Origin of the sequence: Streptomyces sp. NPDC000229 (genome assembly GCF_040300825.1) — a bacterium.
Classification (GTDB): domain Bacteria; phylum Actinomycetota; class Actinomycetes; order Streptomycetales; family Streptomycetaceae; genus Streptomyces.
The window spans coordinates 1-16,055 of sequence record NZ_JBEPEL010000019.1 but is presented as its reverse complement, the minus strand read 5'-3'; the positions used below and the strand labels follow the sequence as shown (position 1 = coordinate 16,055).

Sequence of the window (16,055 nt, the reverse complement as noted above, 5' to 3'; positions counted from 1 at the left end):
ATTAAGTGCATGACGGGGTGGATGGGGGCAGAAGGGTCACCCGTCCTGGCTACTCCACCGGCAGCCCGTAGAACATCCGGTCCCGCCGGACGACCGCGCCCGCGGCCCCCGCCGCCAGCACGCCGTACGCCGCCGAGGTGTCCTCGCCGCCCGGGGCCTGGACCCCCGCGTTCTGGAACTTCCACAGCCGCCGCCCGTCACCCGCCGCGAACGCGGTGACCTGCGAGCCGTCCGCCACGAGCAGGGTGCGGCCGCTCGTACTGACCGTCACGCCCGGGACGTCGCCGCCGGCCTCCGCCTCCGTACCGCGCCGCCAGCGCGCCCGGCCGGTCGCCGGATCGAGCGCGTACACCGTCTGGGAACGGTCGGCGACGTACAGCGTGCCGCCGTGCACCTGGGCGCGCCCGAAGACGGCGGTGCCCGGCAGCTGCCACAACGGCCGACGGGTCCCGGTGTCGAACGCGTGCAGGCCGCCCGTGACCGCTGCGTACAGCCGCCCCGACTCGTCCCCGGACACCGTGCTGCCCGGCCGTGCCGTGCCGAACGGCCGGAACCACTGGCGCGCGCCGGTGGCCCGGTCGTGCGAGAAGAAGATCGCGAGCCCCTTGGCGGCCTTGACCTGAGCGGCCGTCAGCGACCGCGGGTCCTGGCGTACGACGAGCGCGTCCGGGCGCAGGGCGAGCACCTCGTAGGCCGGGGTGTACGGGGCACGGCCGTTGGGCACCTGGATCCGCCACAGCTCCTTGGACCGTGCGACGTCGTACGCGAAGAGGTACGTACGGGTCGCCAGCGTGCCGGTGAACCACACGACCGTGCCGGAGTGTCCGGCCACCGACGCCGGGCGGACGCCGTCCGGGTACGCCACCCGTTGACCGACCGTGCCGTCCTTGGGGGAGAGCAGCAGGAAACCGGCGGCGCCCACGACGAGCAGCCGGTCCTTCCCGATGGTCAGGGCGCGGTGTACGGAGGCGGCGTCGGCGCGCTGCCAGAGGCGCCGGCCGGTGGCCAGGTCGACGGCCGCGGTGTGGGCGTCGGTGGTGAGGACCAGGGCCCGGTCCCGCCAGACGGCGGCGTTCAGCGTGGAGCGGGCGGTGGCGGGGTGCTCGTACGCCCAGCGCGGCTGGGGCGGTACCCCGGCGACGGCGGGGCGCGGCCGGGCGGCGGGCTTGGCGTCGGTGCGCGGCTCCTCGCCGTCACCGGACGTGAACGCGAGGACGCCGCCGCCCCCGAGGACGGCCCCCGTCACCCCGGCGGCCAGCCCGGTGAACAGGCCGCGCCGGGAGAGGGCGGGCGCGGAAGCGGGCGCGGATGCCGGGGCGGGGGCGGCAGGGGCGGGGGCGGCAGGGACGGGGAGCGCGGGTGGCTGCGCCTGGACCGGCGGGGCGGGCGGGAGGAGGACCGGCGGCGGCGCGGGCACCGGGGCCGGGGCCGGGGACGGGCGCGGCACGACGAGTTCGGTGGTGACGGGATCCCGGCGCACCTGCCGCCCCACACGGACGGTCCGCCCGTCCGTGTCCTCCGGCGTCTCCGTGTCCTCCGGCGCCTCCAGGGCCGCCGCCCGCGTCTCCTGCTCGTCGAGCGCCTCGACCACCCGGTCCGGGAGCCAGCCGCCGCGGGCCAGGGCCGACGCGCCCTCCAGGGCCAGGACCGCGGCCACCTCCCCGGCCCCGGGGCGGTCCTCCGGGGACTTGGCGAGGCACCGGGCGATCAGCGGGCGCAGGTCCTCCGGGACGGCACCGAGGGCCGGTTCGGCGTCCGCGATGGCCTCCGCGTCCGCCAGCGGAGGGGTGCCGGTCGCGGCGTACGCCAGCAGCAGCCCGAGCACGAAGACGTCCGACGGCGGGCCCGGCTCGTGACCGGCGACCTGCTCGGGGGTGAGGTAACCCAGCCGTACCGACAACTGCCCGCCCTCATGGGCCTGGGCCGACTCGGCCGCGCCCAGGGCGCCGAACGCGGTCAGCCGCGGCCCGTCGGCCGCCAGCAGCACGGTGCCGGGGGCGAGCCCGTGCAGCACGGCGCCGGTCGCGTGGACCCGCGACAGCGTCTCGGCGAGCCCCGCGCCCAGCACCCTCAGCGCCCGCTCGGGCAACGGCCCGGCCAGGGCGACCGCTTCGCCGAGGGTGAGCGCGGGTACGTAGGGCGTCGCCGTCCACAGCAGCGGTCCGTCGACGGAGGCCTCCAGCGGCTGGGCGACCCAGCCGCCGGCCAGCCGCTCGGCCGTGCGGGCCTCCGCCGCGAACCGGCGGCGGAAGGCGGGCAGTTCCGCGAGCGCGGCCGGCGCCACGGTGAGGACGACCCGCGTACCGTCGTCGCCCCGCGCGAGGTACCGCACGGCGCTCGCCGACTCCCGCAGGCGCGCGAGGACGGTGTACGGCCCGCACCGGCGGGGGTCACCGTCCCTCAGCGGTCCGATCGGCTGAAGCGGCGACGACGATTCCATGCGGAGGCTCCCCCTCTTGGCGGCGCGGCGGCGCGGCGGCGGCGATGCGGCGACGCCAGGGCGCGACGGCGCGACGGCGCGACGGCGCGCATGCCCGTGATCCTACGACTTCCGTGACCAGGGCCACTTCAGCTCGCGCCGCTCGCGGCCCTCGGGGGCGTACTCGTACTTCCAGCCACGCTGGAGCCCGAGCCGCTTGGTGTAGCCGGAGGGGACACGGCGGTAGGCGTGGACGGTCGGCGGGCCGCCGTCCTCGGCCGGGACGGGGACGGTGTACCACTTGGGCGGGTGACCGGTCATGCCGGTGAGCACCGGCAGGACGCGGCCGTCCAGGGGACCGCCGTAGAAGGGGGTGTTCTCGCTTCGCACACCCCCAGTCTCACACCCGGCTCACAGCAGGTGCGCGGCCCCGCTCACCACGGGGAGCACCCGGCGTACCAGGGTGCCCACCGGCCCCTCGGCCGTCTCCTGGGAGAGCAGCACCGCCAGCGCCCCTGCCGTCTGCTCGTCGCTCGCGGCGGTCGCCGTCAGCAGCGCGACCAGGTGGTCGACCAGCCAGGCACGCAGTTCGGCGGCGGGCGGCTGCTTGTCCTCGTCCAGCCAGATGAGTGACGCCGCCTCGACCGCCGCGATCCATGTACGCACCATCATCCGCAGCCTCGGCCCCGGGCCGGGGACGCCCAGGTGCAGCAGGACCTGCTCGGCGGCCGCGCGGCGTACCTCGTCGACGATCGCGGTCGTACGGGAGGTCTCGGCGACGCTGCCGCCCTGGAGCAGGGCGCTGAACCCGGCGTCGTGCTGGTCGACGAAGGCCAGGTACCGGTCGAGGACGCGGGCGAGCCGCTCGGTGGGCGGGCCCACGGGCGGTTCGGCGAAGCACAGCTCCAGCTCGTGGGCGGCCGACCGCAGCGCGGCCTCGTACAACTCCTGCTTGCCACCCGCGAAGTAGCGGTACACGAGCGGGCGCGAGACACCGGCCGCCTCGGCGACGTCGTCGAGCGAGACGTCCTCCGGCGCCCGGTGCGCGAAGAGCGAGAGGGCGACGCCGAGGAGCTGCGTACGGCGCTCCTCGACGCTCAGCCGTCGGTACGCGGGTGCGGGCGTGGCGGCACTGGTCATGCCCGCAGCGTAACTCCGCCCCCTCCTCGGTGGTGCCGGGCTTCAGGCGAGGAGGCCGGAACTCTTCCAGAGCCTGCGGCCCACGCCCCGCAGCACGCCGATGTCGTCGAGGAAGTCCGTCAGCCGCCTGGCGCCGGACTGCATGACCTCGCGGCGGTGGCCGCTCGCCCGCACCTGGGCGACCGCCTCGCGCCGGTCGAGGCCGACGTTCTCGTACACCTGGGGGTTGACGAAGCAGACGGAGAAGACGCGGGCCGCCTCACCGCAGCTGATCCGGGTGAACTCCTGCTCCCAGCGCGGGGCGGTGACCATCTGGCGGCGCAACTCCTCGCGCGCGTACCGGACGTGCCGGGCCTCCTCCACCACATGGATGCGGGTCACGCCGCGCACCAGGGTCTGGACGCGCTCGTCGGGGAAGGTCAGGCGCTGCATCCAGTCGAGGATCTCCTCGCCGAGCAGCGTGGCCGCGAACGAACCGGGGGTGGTCGACACGGTCTTCAGGACGCGCGCCATGTTGTGGTAGACGCGCGGCACCGGGTACGCCGGGGCCTGGCCCTTCTGGATCATCCTGGCGAACATCATCGAGTGGCGGCACTCGTCGGCGATCTCGGTGAGCGCGTACCGGACGTGGTTGCTGGTGACCGACTTGTCGTAGATGTGCCGGACCAAAAGCTGCATCAGGATGATCTCGAACCAGATGCCGAGCGAGGCGAGCGACGCGGCCTCGTGCCGGGCCAGGTCCATCCGCTGTTCCTCGGACATCTTCCGCCACAGCGGGGTGTCGTAGAGGGAGACCAGCTCCGGCGGCCAGAACCACTTGCCGTCCTCGATGGGGGCGTCCCAGTCGAGTTCCTTGTCCGGGTCGAAGGAGTGCTTCGCGGAGGACTCGAGCAGACGCTCGGCGACCTGTTCGCGGTCCCGGAGCGGGCCGAGCGCGTCGCGGAGCAGACGTATGTCGCGTTCGGACACGGTCGTCATGAGCGGGGCACCTCGCGCAGTTGGCGTTACTGGGGGTCATCCCTTATAAGACTGCGTGTCAGCAAGGCCGTCAATCCCCTGTGCCCGACTTGTTGACCCGGCGTCTACCAACGTGTGAGCCTGCCAACCATCCGTCAGCGCACAGGCGAAGGAGCCGTCCGTGTCGACGCATGACCTCTACACCAGGAATCCGGGAGACCCGATCTGGCAGGTTCCGGCGACCGGCGCCGCCCGGTTCAGCTGGGACTACGACGACGGCCGCGACCGGCTCCTCGCCCTCTACCAGAAGGGAAAGGACAAGCAGTGGGACGGCGCCACGCGTATCGACTGGGACCTGGAGGTCGACCCGTACGACCCCCTCGGCACCCCGGACGAGGCGCTGACCCTGTACGGGACGCGCCACTGGGCCAAGCTGACCGAGAAGGACAAGGGCGAGCTGCGCAAGCACTACGCCTCGTGGCAGTTCAGCCAGTTCCTGCACGGCGAGCAGGGCGCGATGATCTGCGCGGCCCGGATCGTCGAGTCCGTCCCCGACATGGACGCCAAGTTCTACTCCGCCACCCAGACGATGGACGAGGCCCGGCACGCCGAGATATACGGCCGCTTCCTGCACGAGAAGATCGGGATGCTCTACCCGATCAACGACAACCTCCAGGGGCTGCTCGGCGACACCCTGCGCGACTCCCGCTGGGACATGCCCTACCTCGGCATGCAGGTCCTCATCGAGGGCCTCGCGCTCGCCGCGTTCGGAATGATCCGGGACACCACGAACAAGCCGCTGCCGAAGCAGATCCTGGCGTACGTCATGCAGGACGAGGCACGGCACGTCGCCTTCGGCCGCATGGCGCTGCGCGACTACTACAAGCAGCTCACCGACGCCGAACTGCGCGAGCGCGAGGAGTTCGTCATCGAGGGCTGCTACCTCATGCGCGACCGGCTGCGCGGCGTGGAGGTGCTGGAGAACTTCGGCGTCTCGAAGAAGGAGGCGGAGGGGTTCGCGGAGCAGTCGGAATTCCTGCGTCTGTTCCGTAAGTTGCTGTTCAGCCGGATAGTGCCGTGCGTCAAGGACATCGGCCTGTGGGGCGAACGGCTCCAGAAGGCGTACGTCGACATGGGCGTCTTCGAGCTGGGCGACTCCAACCTGGACCTGCTGATGACCCAGGACGAGGAGATCGCGGAACAGCTCGACCGGGAACGCTTCGCGGCCGAGGAGGCCGAGCGGGTCGCGGAGGTGACGGAGGCCATCGCGAAGGGTGGCTCGTGACCAGGGCGTTCGTGCCCGTGACGTAGCCTGGCGGGCATGACCATGCCGCCTCCGCCCCAGCAGCCGCCCGGCCCCTACGGTGCGTACCCCGGCCCGCAGCCCGGCCCGCACGCCGCACAGCCCTCCGGCCCGTATGGTGCGCAGCCCGGCTTCCCGCAGCAGTACCCCGGGCCGCCCGGCCCGTACGGCGGCCCGATGCCCGGCCCGTACGGGGTGCAGCCGCCGCGGAAGAAGCGCACCGGGTTGGTCGTCGGCCTCGTCGCCGGGGGGCTCGTCCTGCTCGGCTGCCTCGGCTACGGCGTCAAGATGGTCGTCGACGGCCCCGGCGGCGCCTCCTTCCCGGCGGCCACGCACAAGCTCACCGTGCCCAAGACGGTCGCGGGCGGCGAGTACACGCTCGCCGAGGACATGTCCGAAACCGAGGGCAAGAAGGTGCTGGACGACACGTACAGCAGGAGCTTCCGCACCGACGGGGCGGTGGTCGCCCACTACACCGCCGGGTCCGGCGGCACGATGAAGGCGATGGTCGTCAGCGGCATCTACGGGCAGCTGAAGAACCCCGACACCGAACGCAGGAACATGCTGGAGGGCGCCGCCACGGCCAAGGACGCCAAGGTCGAGATACCCGCGAAGGACGTCACCCCCGCCGGGTCGCCGGTCACGGTGGAGTGCGAGGTGCTCACCAACACCAGCAACGGGATCACCTTCCCGATGTGCGGATGGGGCGACGACAACACCGTCACCGCCATCGGCGTGGTCGACGCGGCCTCGGCCGGCCAGAAGCCCGAGGACATCGACCTGGCCGCGGCCGCCGAGCTGACCTTGAAGGTCCGTTCGGAAATGCGCAAGCCGCTCTAGCCGAGGTCCCCCGGCGGGAACGTCGTCCGCAGCGTGAACGCGTGCGGCGTCGGGCCCTGTTCACGCAGGTGCAGGAGGCGCTTCTCGGCCTCCTCCACCGTCGGACGGTGGCCCGCCTCCACCCACCACAGCGCGGTCATCGCCTCCTTGACCCGCTCGAACCACTCGTACCGGCGGCTCAGCAGCTCCCGGTGCCGGCCCTGGTACATGAACGCCGTCAGGGCGTCGATGTCCCGCCACACCGTCAGGTTGACGATCAGCCACTCGTCGCCGAAGACGGGTACGTCGGTGGCGTCACCGCTCTCGCTCTGCAGCCGCCAGACAAAACCGTCGGCGGCGTCCGCCGTGGCGTTCACGGGGTCGAGCGCGTCGACGAAGTCCTTCAACTCCGGGGAGTCCAGCGGGAATTTGAGACGGGCGATGTTCACCTGGGCGAGCTCGAAGTCCATGGGCGCACCATAATCACGGCCCGAACGGCCCGCCCATCCCGTTTCGCGGACCGAGACGACCGGCGCTGCGCCGCTCCTCCTCCCGCAACGCCTCCTCCATCACCGACCGCGCGATCGGCGCCGCGCTGCCCCCGCCGCTGATGTCCTCCCGGTTGGCCGAGGCGTCCTCCACGACCACCGCCACCGCCACCGCCGGCCGGCCCGTTCCCTCCGCCTGCGCCCAGCCGATGAACCACGCGTACGGCGTGCCGATGTTGCCCACGCCGTGCTGCGCCGTACCGGTCTTGCCGCCGACCTTCGCGCCCGGGATCGCCGCGTTGCTGCCCGAGCCGCCGTCGACGACGTCCACCATCAGCTGCTGGAGCCGCAGCGCGGTCGGCGGCAGCATCGCCTGCCGGTAGGTGCGGCGGACGTGCTGCGTCACGGTGTCGCCGTCGGAGGTCGTCGTCCGGTCCACCAGGTGGGGGTACGCGATCTCCCCGCCGTTGGCGACCGCGGCGGCGACCATCGCCATCTGGAGCGGGGTGGCCCTGGTGTCGTACTGGCCGATGGCGGAGAGGGCCAGCCGGTCCACCGTCATCTCGGTGTCGAAGTTGGACCTGGCCACTGCCGACGGGACGCGCAACGAGGGGTCGTTGAAGCCGAACCGGGCCACCGCGTCGAGCATCCCGGCGGCCCCCACCTTCACCCCGAGGTGGGCCATAACGGTGTTGCAGGACCAGCGGATCGCGTACGCCAGTGAGGCGTTGCCGCATCCCTTGGCCTCGTTGGGCAGCACGGTGCGCGTGCCCGGCAGCAGGTACGGCTCGGGGGCGTCCGTCGGGGCGTCGACGTCCGTGACGATCCCGGCGTCCAGTGCGGCCGCCGCGGTCACGATCTTGAACGTGGAGCCGGGCGGATAGGTCTGCCGCAGGGCCCGGTTGAGCATCGGCTGGCCCGGTGCCGCGTTGAGCCGGGCCCACGCCGCGGCCACCTCGCGGCCGGTGCCGGACAGCAGACCCGGGTCGTACGAGGGGCTGCTCACCAGCGCCAGGACCCGTCCGCTGGACGGCTCGATGGCGGCGACCGCGCCGCGCCTGCCGCCGAGCTCCTCGTACGCGACGCGCTGCAGCGACTCGCGGATGGTGGTGACGACGTCCCCGCCCGGCGGCCGGGTGCGGCTGAGGTCGTGCCAGAAGGGGAAGAGCGCCAGCATCGGGCTCGTACCGGACAACACGGGGTCCTCGGCGTGCTCCAGGAGGGTGGTGCCGTACGTCTGCGAGGCATGCCCGGTCACCGGGGCGTACAGCGGGCCGTCGGTGTACGTGCGCTCGTGGCGCAGCTGCTCGCCGGTGTCCTTGGAGCCGGTGACGGGCCTGCCGTCCACGACGATGTCGCCGCGCGGCTCGGCGTAACGGGCCATGACCAGGCGCCGGTTGGCCGGGTTCTTGTCCAGTGCCGGTGCTTCGAAGACCTGGACGCGGGCGGCGTTGACCAGCAGGGCGGCGAGCAGGAGCAGGCACAGCAGGGCGGCGTGCCGGATGCAGGGGATCACCGGGCCTCCGTCACGACGGGGAGGATGGCACCGGGCTCGGCGCCCTGTGGTTCGGGGGCGCGGGCCGAGTCGCTGACGCGGATCAGGAGTGCCACGATGATCCAGTTGGTGACGACCGACGAACCGCCCTGTGCGAGGAACGGCATGGCCATACCGGTCAGCGGGATCAGGCCCATCACCCCGCCCGCGATGACGAACACCTGGAGCGCCGGGATGGAGGAGAGGCCGGTGGCCAGGAGCCGGCCGAACGGATCCCGCAGCGCGAGACCGGTACGGAAACCACGGGCAATGAGCAGGGCGTACAGAAGGAAGACGGCAGTCAGCCCGGCCAGGCCCAGCTCCTCGCCCGCGGTGGCCAGGATGAAGTCGGACTTGGCGGCGAAGCCGATCAGGATCGAGTCACCGAGGCCCAGGCCCGTACCGAGCATCCCGCCGGCGGCGAAGGCGAACAGCGACTGTGCGAGCTGGCCGGGGCCCCGGCCCGCCTCGATGGACGCGAAGGGGTGGAGCCAGTCCTCCACGCGGCTGTTGACGTGCGGTTCGAGACCACCGACCACGAACGCCCCGGCCGCGGCCAGCAGCAGCCCGACGGCGACCCAGCCGGTGCGGCCGGTGGCCACGTACAGCAGGATCACGAACAGCCCGAAGAACAGCAGCGAGGTGCCGAGGTCCCGCTCCAGCACGAGGACGCCCACGCTCACCAGCCAGATCGCGACGATCGGCCCGAGGACCCGCCCGGTGGGCAACTGCACGCCCCACACCCGGCGGCCGGTGTACGCGAGGGCGTGACGGTTGGCGGCGAGGTACGCGGCGAAGAAGACCGCGAGCAGGATCTTGGCGAACTCGCCGGGCTGGAAGGAGAATCCGCCGATCCGGATCCAGATCTTGGCGCCGTTGACCGCGGGGAAGAAGATCGGCACCAACAGCAGCAGCAGCGCGGTGGCGACGGACACGTACGCATAGCCCTGGAGGGTGCGGTGGTCGCGGAGGAGGACGACCACGGCGATGAACAGCGCGACGCCGAGGGTGGACCACACCAGTTGGGTGGGCGCGGCGTGGTCGGCGGGGGTCTCCAGGTCGAGGCGGTAGATGAGGACCAGGCCGAGACCGTTGAGCAGGACCGCGATGGGGAGGAGGAGCGGGTCGGCGTACGGGGCGCGGAAACGGACCGCGAGGTGCGCGAGCAGGGCGAGCAGCCCGAGCCCGGCGCCGTACGCGGCGGCGTCCGGGGGAACGGCGCCGGTCCTGGCGAGGCCGACGCCGAGGTAGCCGTAGACGGAAATGAGGACGGCGCCGATGAGGAGGGACAGCTCCACCCCCCGGCGCTTGTGCAGACGCACCCCGGGCGGCGGGGCGTCGGCCCTCGTTGCGGTCATGCCCCGCAACGTAGCAAGCGATGAGGCGTATGTCCGTTATGTCGGCCCGGGGTGCCCCCTGACGCCACGTCGCGTGACACGCCCCCAGACGGCACCTGCCGGGGCGACTGCCCGGAACGGGGACGGGCCCCGGAGCGGGCGGGGGCGACTGCCCGGAACGGGGACGGGCCCCGGGGTGGGCCGGTTACGCGGTGGGGGCGTCCCGCACCGGGGGTGCCGGGGGCTCCGGTGTGTCCCGGTACGGGGGGAGCGCCAGGCGGGCCTCGGCGCCGCCGTCGGGCGCGTTGGCGAAGCGCAGCTCCGCGCCGATGACCGACGCCTGGCCCGCCGCGATCGTCAGGCCCAGCCCATGGCCCTTGCTGCCGCTCTCCGTGCGGAACCGCTGTGGCCCGTGCTCCAGGAGGTACTCCGGATACCCGGGCCCGTGGTCGCGGACGGTCACCACCGGGCCGTCCACCGTCAGGGCGACCGGCGGCCGACCGTGCTTGTGGGCGTTGGTCACCAGGTTGCCCAGCACCCGTTCCAGGCGCCGCTTGTCCGTCTCGACGCGCGCATCCCGGACGACCCGCACCTCCGTGTCCGTGCCCGACGCCCGCACCACCCGCTCGACCAGTGGGCCCAGCTCGTGCACATCGAGGTCGACCTTCTCGGTGCGCGTGTCCAGCCGGGAGATCTCCAGCAGGTCCTCCGTCAGCGACCGCATCGCCTTCACCCGGTCCCGGACCAGTTCGGCGGGCCGCCCCGGCGGCAGCAGTTCGGCCGCCGCCGAGAGACCCGTCAGGGGCGTACGCAGCTCGTGCGCCACGTCCGCCGTGAAGCGCTGCTCGCTCAGCAGCTTGCCCTGGAGGCTGGACGCCATGGTGTCCAGCGCCCCCGACACGGTCGCGACCTCGTCCTCCGGATGGGCGGGGTCCTTCGTACGGGGGTCATTGACGCGCGCGTCCAGGTCGCCCGCGCTGATCCGCCGCGCCACCTGCGCCGTCAGGTGCAGCCGCCGTGTCACCCGGGTCACCGCGAACGACCCGACCAGCAGCGTCGCCCCGATCGCCAGCACGGAGGAGCCCACGATCGCCTGGTCCAGCCCGCTGATGGTGCTCGCGCTCAGCGAGTAGTCCACGCGTACCGCCAGTGCCCGGCCGTCGGCGGGACCGGCCGCCCACATGGTGGGCCGGCCCGCGGGGTCGTCGGCCACCACCGTGCCGCGCTCGCCCCGGACCGCCAGGGCGCGCAACGGGGACGGAATGCCGTCCGGGTCGACGCCCGCGTACGGCGGCAACGGCTCGCCCGCCTCGTACGCGCGCGTCACCTCCTCCAGCCGCTCCAGCGCCTTCTCCCGCGCCGTGTCCACCGTCTGCCGGGTCACCGACGCATGGACCAGCGCGCCCAGCAGGGCGGCCAGGGCGCAGCACATCACCGTGATGAAGACCCCGGCCTTCCAGGTGAGCGTCGCCATCCAGGCGGGCGGCCTCGGGCGTCGCATCACGCACCGCCCCCCGTCGGGGAAGGAGCCGGCGAGGCGGGCTTCGGCGGCACCGGCTTCACCCGGACGATCTCGTCCCGCGTGGGGAGCAGCGTCCGCTGCTGGGCGTCCCACGACCACGCCGTGCGGTACTCGTATCCCGGGATGCCCGCCGAGACCACCCGTACGACCAGGTCCTTGCCCGCCAACTGCACGCCCACGACCTGGTCGACGGTGGACATGATCCGGGTCAGGCCGCCCTTCTCGGGCATGTACACACGCAAGCCGGTCTGCTGGTCGGGCATACGGATGCCGACGACCAGCTCGTCCTTGCCGTCCCCGGTGAGGTCCCGGTAGTACGGCGTCATCACCGGGCACTGCCTCGGCCTGCGCCCGCACTCCCGGATCTGCTCGGCCGTCTCCTGGTACATGCCGTCCGGGCCGCTGTACTCGTCGGGGTGCGCCGCCACCTCGGCCTGCACGACGGCCACCGGGTCGACCCGGTGGACGTCGTCGCCGGGGGCCTTGACCCCGGGCACCCGCGCGGTGTCGCTCTCGCCGTAGTCGTACGGCGGCGCGGTGACGGGCGGCAAGTCGGGCCACAGCCGGACCGGGCCGACGGCCGTCGGTGTGGGGCCCGCGCTCTGCAGTTCGCCCGCGTTGCCACAGCCCGACAGCAGGAGCGTGGCCACCGCCGCGCCGGGCAGCAGCAGCGCCGCGTACACGGCCGGGCGGTGCGGGCTCACGGTGCTCCTGACTGGCGCGGCGCCGGACGGCGGACGGGCGGACGGGTCGGTCTTCCGTAAACCTTATTCGTACGGAAGTCCTTTTTGTCGACCGTGCGTCCGGCGCCCGGCGTTCCCCGCCGCCCGCGTCACCGTAGGTCCGGCCCCCGGCCGTCCCACCGCCCGCGTCACGGTGCGCACGCGTCACCGCACCTCCACGGCCGGTACGGCCCCGCGTCACCGCACCCCCGCGTCACGGTGCGCACGCCTCACCGCACCCCCGCGGCCCGTGCGGCTCCGCGTCAGCGCACCCGTGTGTCTCCTGACAGCAGCCGGTCGGCCTGCTCCCGCGTGATGCGCTGCTCCGCGCCGCAGAACGTGCACTGCGTCGCGTACGACGTCGACACCGGGAACAGCGGCACGAAGAACAGCGTGAACTTGGTGGTCTTCTTCCGCAGCGCGTGCGCGGCGGGATTGCCGCACCGGCCGCACACCAGCGTCAGCATCGCCAGTTGCTGGAGATACCCCTTCGTCCCGAAGATGATCATCCGGCGGTCTCCTCTCCGGAGTGGCCCATCGCCCGCCGGCACAACGCCAGCAGCTTCTCGTCGTGGTGGACGTCGTGGTCGCCCGAGGTGCCCTCCGACACGTTGTGCCGGCGCGAACGGGCCAGCTCCGCCCGCAGCAGCGGGGTCGCCTCCGCCGGCACGGGCCCCAGGTCCGCGAGGCACTCGGCGATCCCCACCCGTGTGTGCCGGTTCTCCTTCCAGGCTCCCACCAGCACCGGCAGGGCCTCCCGGACGTCCCCGGTCACCCGGCACAGCGCCACGGCCGCGTCCACCCGCAGCCATACCCCGGGCGCCGCCAGGCACGCCCGCAGCTCCGGCGCCACGGCCTCGGCCGCCCGCCCCATCGCGGCGACCGCCCATGCCGCCTCCCGCCGCTGTGCCGCGTCCGGCGCGAGCAACAGGGCCCGCAGCCGGGGCAGTACGGCTCCGGCGTCACCCTCCACCGCCCACAGCGCACGGGCCGCCGACGTCGCCACCGCCACCGAGCAGTCGTCCAGCAGCGCCCGCAGGTCGCCCGCCGCCTCGCCCGCCGCAGGCCCGAACGCCGTCAGCGCCCGCAGCGACGACTCCACCACCCATTCGCGGCGGAACGCGGGCGCCCCGCGCAGCACCCGCAGCACCTCCGGCAGCGCCTCCGCCGCTCCCAGGTGCGCCAGCGCCAGCAGCAGCGGGCCCGCCTCCTCGCTGAGCTCCTCGTCCAGCGGCAGGGCGCCGAGCCGGTGCCGCAGCGCCGGCACCAGCGGGGCGCCGTTCTCGCCCAGGTGCGTGACGGCGTAGCCGAGCCGGCTGTCCAGGTCGGGCTGCTCCAGGGCCCGGGCCAGCGCAGGCACCGCCCGGGCATCACCGGTACGGGTGAGGGCCAGCAGCGCGTTGCCCGTCCCGAACCGGCCGCCCACCCGCTCCGGCGCCCAGGGGGCCGGGTCGGCCGCCACCTTGGCCGCCAACGCGTCCGCCGCCGGGCGGGCCACCTCGAACAGGCCCTCCAGCCACGTGACGGCGGCCTCCCGCAGCCGCGGTTCGGGGTCCGCCAGCTGCGCCCCGACGAGCCGCACCACCTCGTCGTACGCCCCCCGCCACGTCCGCACCAGGCCGCCGCACATCCACACCGCGTCCGCCCGCTGGTCCCGGTCGGGGCTGCGCAGCTGGGCGGTGACCAGCGCGATCCGGTCCTCGACCCGGTCGTCGAGGGCGCTGTGCAGGGTCCGCAGCAGGTCGTCGGCCCACGCCGAGCCACGCCCGGCGCGCTGCTCCTCGCGCAGCTCCCGCAGCCGGCCCACCAGGGTGGGTGCCCCGTGCCGCGGTTCGAGCAGCTCCGGCACGTCGGGCAGCTCCAGCGCATCGGGCAGGTCGCGCAGCTCCGCCAGCACGCCCAGGTCGGTCAGGTCCGGGAGGCCGGCTGCGCCCGCCGGACCGCCCACCGGATCCGGACGCCCACCCCACCCCGGTGCTTCCCGCAGCTCCTCCAGCAGTTCCGTCACCGTCTCGACGACATCGCCCGGGAGCCGCGCGGGGGAGCACCGTGCCAGCTGGGCGAGGGCCGCGAGGCGCAGGGCGGGGTCCTGGGCGGCGCCCATGAGCCAGCCGAGCCAGTCGGCGATCTCGTCGCGCAGCGACTCGTACCGCAGGGCGATCCGGCCCACGGCCTCCACCAGCGCGAGCCGCACCTCGGTGTCCGTCTCGACGGTCAGCCGCTCCCGCAACAGGGCCAGCACCCGCGCGGGGTCGCCGTGCAGCGAGGCGAGCGCGCCCGGTGCCGCGAGCCGTACCTCCCGGTCCTCGTCGTCGACGAGCGCGAGGAACACGTCCGCACCGGCGGCGACGGCCGCGGCCGCCATCGCGTAGTTCGCCGCGTCCTCGAAGGCCTCGTCCTCCGGGTCCAGTTCGTCGAGTTCGTCGTCGCCGTCCAGGTCGATGCCGCCGATGCTGGCCAGCAGCTCGACGATGCAGCCGCGGTCCTGCACCTCGGGCGTGGCCACCAGCTCCAGCAGGAAGGGGATGCAGGCGAGCGTCGAGTCGTACACGTCGCCCTGGTGGTGCACCGCGCCGTACATGCCGTCGAGCGCGACCTCCCGCTCCGCCGGATCGGGAGAAGCGAGCCCGCGCAGCAGCTCGGGCACGTCGTCAGCCGGACCGTAGGCATGACCCAGCGAGGCCCAGTCGACCTCGTCGATCCCCGTGAACATGCCGTCCCTCCCCGCGAACACTGCACTTGGGGGCAATAGTGCACCACACCACCGAGCGCCATGCCCCGGCAATCGGACACGCCCCGCCACCGTCGAGCGCCCGTCCCCTGCCCCTCCCTCACCCGTCCCCTGCCCCCTCTTCCGCCCCTCTCCTGCCCTTCTCTTGCCCCCGTGGGGCAGGGCTGTTCCCATGGGCGTGGGGGTGATGGGGCATGACCGCACTGCGCGTCACACCGAGCGGCCGCGGCGGCGGCCGGCTGTGGGTCAGCCTGCAGGACGGCCGGGACATCGCCTGGTACGACCGGGACAGCGGCCGGATCAGCCTGCTGTCCGAGGCGTACGAGGACGAGGTGCGGGCCGCGCTCGCGCCCTTCGTCACCGGCGAGGTCACGGTCGGCCCGCCGCCCGTGCCCACCGCCTCCGACCTGACCCGCCTCACCCTTCACCCCGACGACGACCTCGCCCCCAACCGCCCTGGCGAAGCCCTGCACGGCATGCTCGACGGTGCCTCCCGGCGCCGCTTCGGCCGGCATGAACCGCGCCTTGCGGACCTCGCCGCCCAGCAGTGTGTCGGCGACGCCCTCGACGGGCTCGACGCGGCGGGCTGGCGGGTCCTGCACTGCGTGCCCCTGCCGGGCGCCGCCCTCATCGACCACCTGGCGATCGGCCCGGCCGGCGTGCTCGCGGTGCGCACCCTCGCGGCGCGCGGCAGGCGCGTCCGGATCGCCGACCCGCTGGTCGCCGTCGGCCGCGCGGGGCCGGAGCCGCATCTGCGCTGGGCCCGCCGCCAGGCCGAACGGGCCGCGCACGCCCTGGCCACGGCCGTGCGCCCGGTCCTCGCGGTCGCCGGTCCGGGCCGGCTGGACGTGCCGCCCGGCCTCGACGGCGTACGGGTGCTGCGGGACGGCGAGATCCCGTCCCTGGCGCGGCTCGGGGGTGTATTGAGGCCGGCGGACGTGGAGTCCCTGTACGCGACGGCCCGCGACCGCCGTACGTGGCTCCGCCTCTAGGTCGTGTCTTTCGGATCTTGCCGGGCTCGCGAGCCCTGGCACGCGCATCTGCTGCGTTGTCGTCGGTCGCCAATGCTCCGCAGTGGCTCCT

The 16,055-nt window shown here is 73.7% G+C and carries 14 protein-coding genes; 3 read left to right on the top strand and 11 right to left on the bottom strand.

The window, feature by feature from the left end; translation table 11 throughout:
- Window positions 1-49: 49 nt before the first annotated feature.
- The 4 genes from ABT360_RS12770 to ABT360_RS12755 form a co-directional block, all read right to left on the bottom strand.
- On the bottom strand, window positions 50-2,440 hold the full coding sequence (locus tag ABT360_RS12770) for an outer membrane protein assembly factor BamB family protein (protein WP_351814372.1): 2,391 nt from the start codon (window positions 2,438-2,440) through the stop codon (window positions 50-52).
- 102 nt (window positions 2,441-2,542) lie between these two features.
- Entirely contained in the window at window positions 2,543-2,809 is a 267-nt protein-coding gene (locus ABT360_RS12765) for a hypothetical protein (protein WP_351814371.1), read from the bottom strand.
- Between the two features lie 21 nt (window positions 2,810-2,830).
- A complete protein-coding gene (locus tag ABT360_RS12760; protein WP_351814370.1) occupies window positions 2,831-3,559 on the bottom strand; it encodes a TetR/AcrR family transcriptional regulator in 729 nt (242 codons plus the stop codon).
- A gap of 42 nt (window positions 3,560-3,601) precedes the next feature.
- Complete coding sequence (locus tag ABT360_RS12755; protein ID WP_351814368.1) at window positions 3,602-4,537, bottom strand: AurF N-oxygenase family protein; 936 nt, start codon at window positions 4,535-4,537, stop codon at window positions 3,602-3,604.
- 160 nt (window positions 4,538-4,697) lie between these two features.
- Between ABT360_RS12755 and ABT360_RS12750 the strand changes: the two genes are divergently transcribed.
- The gene (locus ABT360_RS12750) at window positions 4,698-5,801 is read left to right on the top strand and encodes a ferritin-like domain-containing protein (RefSeq protein ID WP_351814366.1); all 1,104 of its coding nucleotides are present in this window, start codon (window positions 4,698-4,700) and stop codon (window positions 5,799-5,801) included.
- Between the two features lie 36 nt (window positions 5,802-5,837).
- Complete coding sequence (locus tag ABT360_RS12745) at window positions 5,838-6,659, top strand: hypothetical protein (protein ID WP_351814364.1); 822 nt, start codon at window positions 5,838-5,840, stop codon at window positions 6,657-6,659.
- Here the strand turns inward: ABT360_RS12745 and ABT360_RS12740 are convergent.
- The 7 genes from ABT360_RS12740 to ABT360_RS12710 all read right to left on the bottom strand — a co-directional run bounded on the left by ABT360_RS12740 (window position 6,656) and on the right by ABT360_RS12710 (window position 14,954).
- The gene (locus tag ABT360_RS12740) at window positions 6,656-7,108 is read right to left on the bottom strand and encodes a DUF3291 domain-containing protein (RefSeq protein WP_351814362.1); all 453 of its coding nucleotides are present in this window, start codon (window positions 7,106-7,108) and stop codon (window positions 6,656-6,658) included. The two genes, ABT360_RS12745 and ABT360_RS12740, sit on opposite strands and share 4 nt — an antisense overlap.
- 13 nt (window positions 7,109-7,121) lie before the next feature.
- Window positions 7,122-8,642 carry a penicillin-binding transpeptidase domain-containing protein gene (locus ABT360_RS12735; RefSeq protein ID WP_351814360.1) on the bottom strand — a complete coding sequence of 507 codons (1,521 nt, stop codon included), beginning with the start codon at window positions 8,640-8,642 and terminating at the stop codon, window positions 7,122-7,124.
- Window positions 8,639-10,018, bottom strand: coding sequence for an FtsW/RodA/SpoVE family cell cycle protein (locus ABT360_RS12730; protein ID WP_351814359.1), 1,380 nt, complete (start codon window positions 10,016-10,018; stop codon window positions 8,639-8,641). The genes ABT360_RS12735 and ABT360_RS12730 overlap by 4 nt, the downstream gene beginning before the upstream one ends.
- A 184-nt stretch (window positions 10,019-10,202) precedes the next feature.
- Complete coding sequence (locus tag ABT360_RS12725; RefSeq protein WP_351814357.1) at window positions 10,203-11,498, bottom strand: HAMP domain-containing sensor histidine kinase; 1,296 nt, start codon at window positions 11,496-11,498, stop codon at window positions 10,203-10,205.
- Window positions 11,498-12,223 (bottom strand): hypothetical protein, encoded by a 726-nt coding sequence (locus ABT360_RS12720; RefSeq protein ID WP_444852231.1) that lies wholly within the window; start codon window positions 12,221-12,223, stop codon window positions 11,498-11,500. Before ABT360_RS12720 ends, ABT360_RS12725 begins: the two co-directional genes overlap by 1 nt.
- Before the next feature lie 281 nt (window positions 12,224-12,504).
- Entirely contained in the window at window positions 12,505-12,750 is a 246-nt protein-coding gene (locus tag ABT360_RS12715) for a zinc-ribbon domain-containing protein (protein ID WP_351814355.1), read from the bottom strand.
- Window positions 12,747-14,954, bottom strand: coding sequence for a HEAT repeat domain-containing protein (locus tag ABT360_RS12710; RefSeq protein ID WP_351814353.1), 2,208 nt, complete (start codon window positions 14,952-14,954; stop codon window positions 12,747-12,749). The genes ABT360_RS12715 and ABT360_RS12710 overlap by 4 nt, the downstream gene beginning before the upstream one ends.
- Before the next feature lie 212 nt (window positions 14,955-15,166).
- On the opposite strand from ABT360_RS12710, the gene ABT360_RS12705 reads away from it, so the two are divergent.
- Window positions 15,167-15,964: a nuclease-related domain-containing protein gene (locus ABT360_RS12705; RefSeq protein ID WP_351814351.1), complete on the top strand. Its 798-nt coding sequence runs from the start codon at window positions 15,167-15,169 to the stop codon at window positions 15,962-15,964.
- Window positions 15,965-16,055: the final 91 nt, after the last annotated feature.

What these genes read in the sequence shown, in the direction of transcription:
- ABT360_RS12770 (WP_351814372.1), bottom strand. Translation starts at nt 2,440, where the DNA reads ATGGAATCGTCGTCGCCGCTTCAGCCGATCGGACCGCTGAGGGACGGT.
- ABT360_RS12705 (WP_351814351.1), top strand. Translation starts at nt 15,167, where the DNA reads ATGACCGCACTGCGCGTCACACCGAGCGGCCGCGGCGGCGGCCGGCTG.
- ABT360_RS12740 (WP_351814362.1), bottom strand. Translation starts at nt 7,108, where the DNA reads ATGGACTTCGAGCTCGCCCAGGTGAACATCGCCCGTCTCAAATTCCCG.
- ABT360_RS12715 (WP_351814355.1), bottom strand. Translation starts at nt 12,750, where the DNA reads ATGATCATCTTCGGGACGAAGGGGTATCTCCAGCAACTGGCGATGCTG.
- ABT360_RS12760 (WP_351814370.1), bottom strand. Translation starts at nt 3,559, where the DNA reads ATGACCAGTGCCGCCACGCCCGCACCCGCGTACCGACGGCTGAGCGTC.
- ABT360_RS12755 (WP_351814368.1), bottom strand. Translation starts at nt 4,537, where the DNA reads ATGACGACCGTGTCCGAACGCGACATACGTCTGCTCCGCGACGCGCTC.
- ABT360_RS12730 (WP_351814359.1), bottom strand. Translation starts at nt 10,018, where the DNA reads ATGACCGCAACGAGGGCCGACGCCCCGCCGCCCGGGGTGCGTCTGCAC.
- ABT360_RS12725 (WP_351814357.1), bottom strand. Translation starts at nt 11,498, where the DNA reads ATGCGACGCCCGAGGCCGCCCGCCTGGATGGCGACGCTCACCTGGAAG.
- ABT360_RS12745 (WP_351814364.1), top strand. Translation starts at nt 5,838, where the DNA reads ATGACCATGCCGCCTCCGCCCCAGCAGCCGCCCGGCCCCTACGGTGCG.
- ABT360_RS12710 (WP_351814353.1), bottom strand. Translation starts at nt 14,954, where the DNA reads ATGTTCACGGGGATCGACGAGGTCGACTGGGCCTCGCTGGGTCATGCC.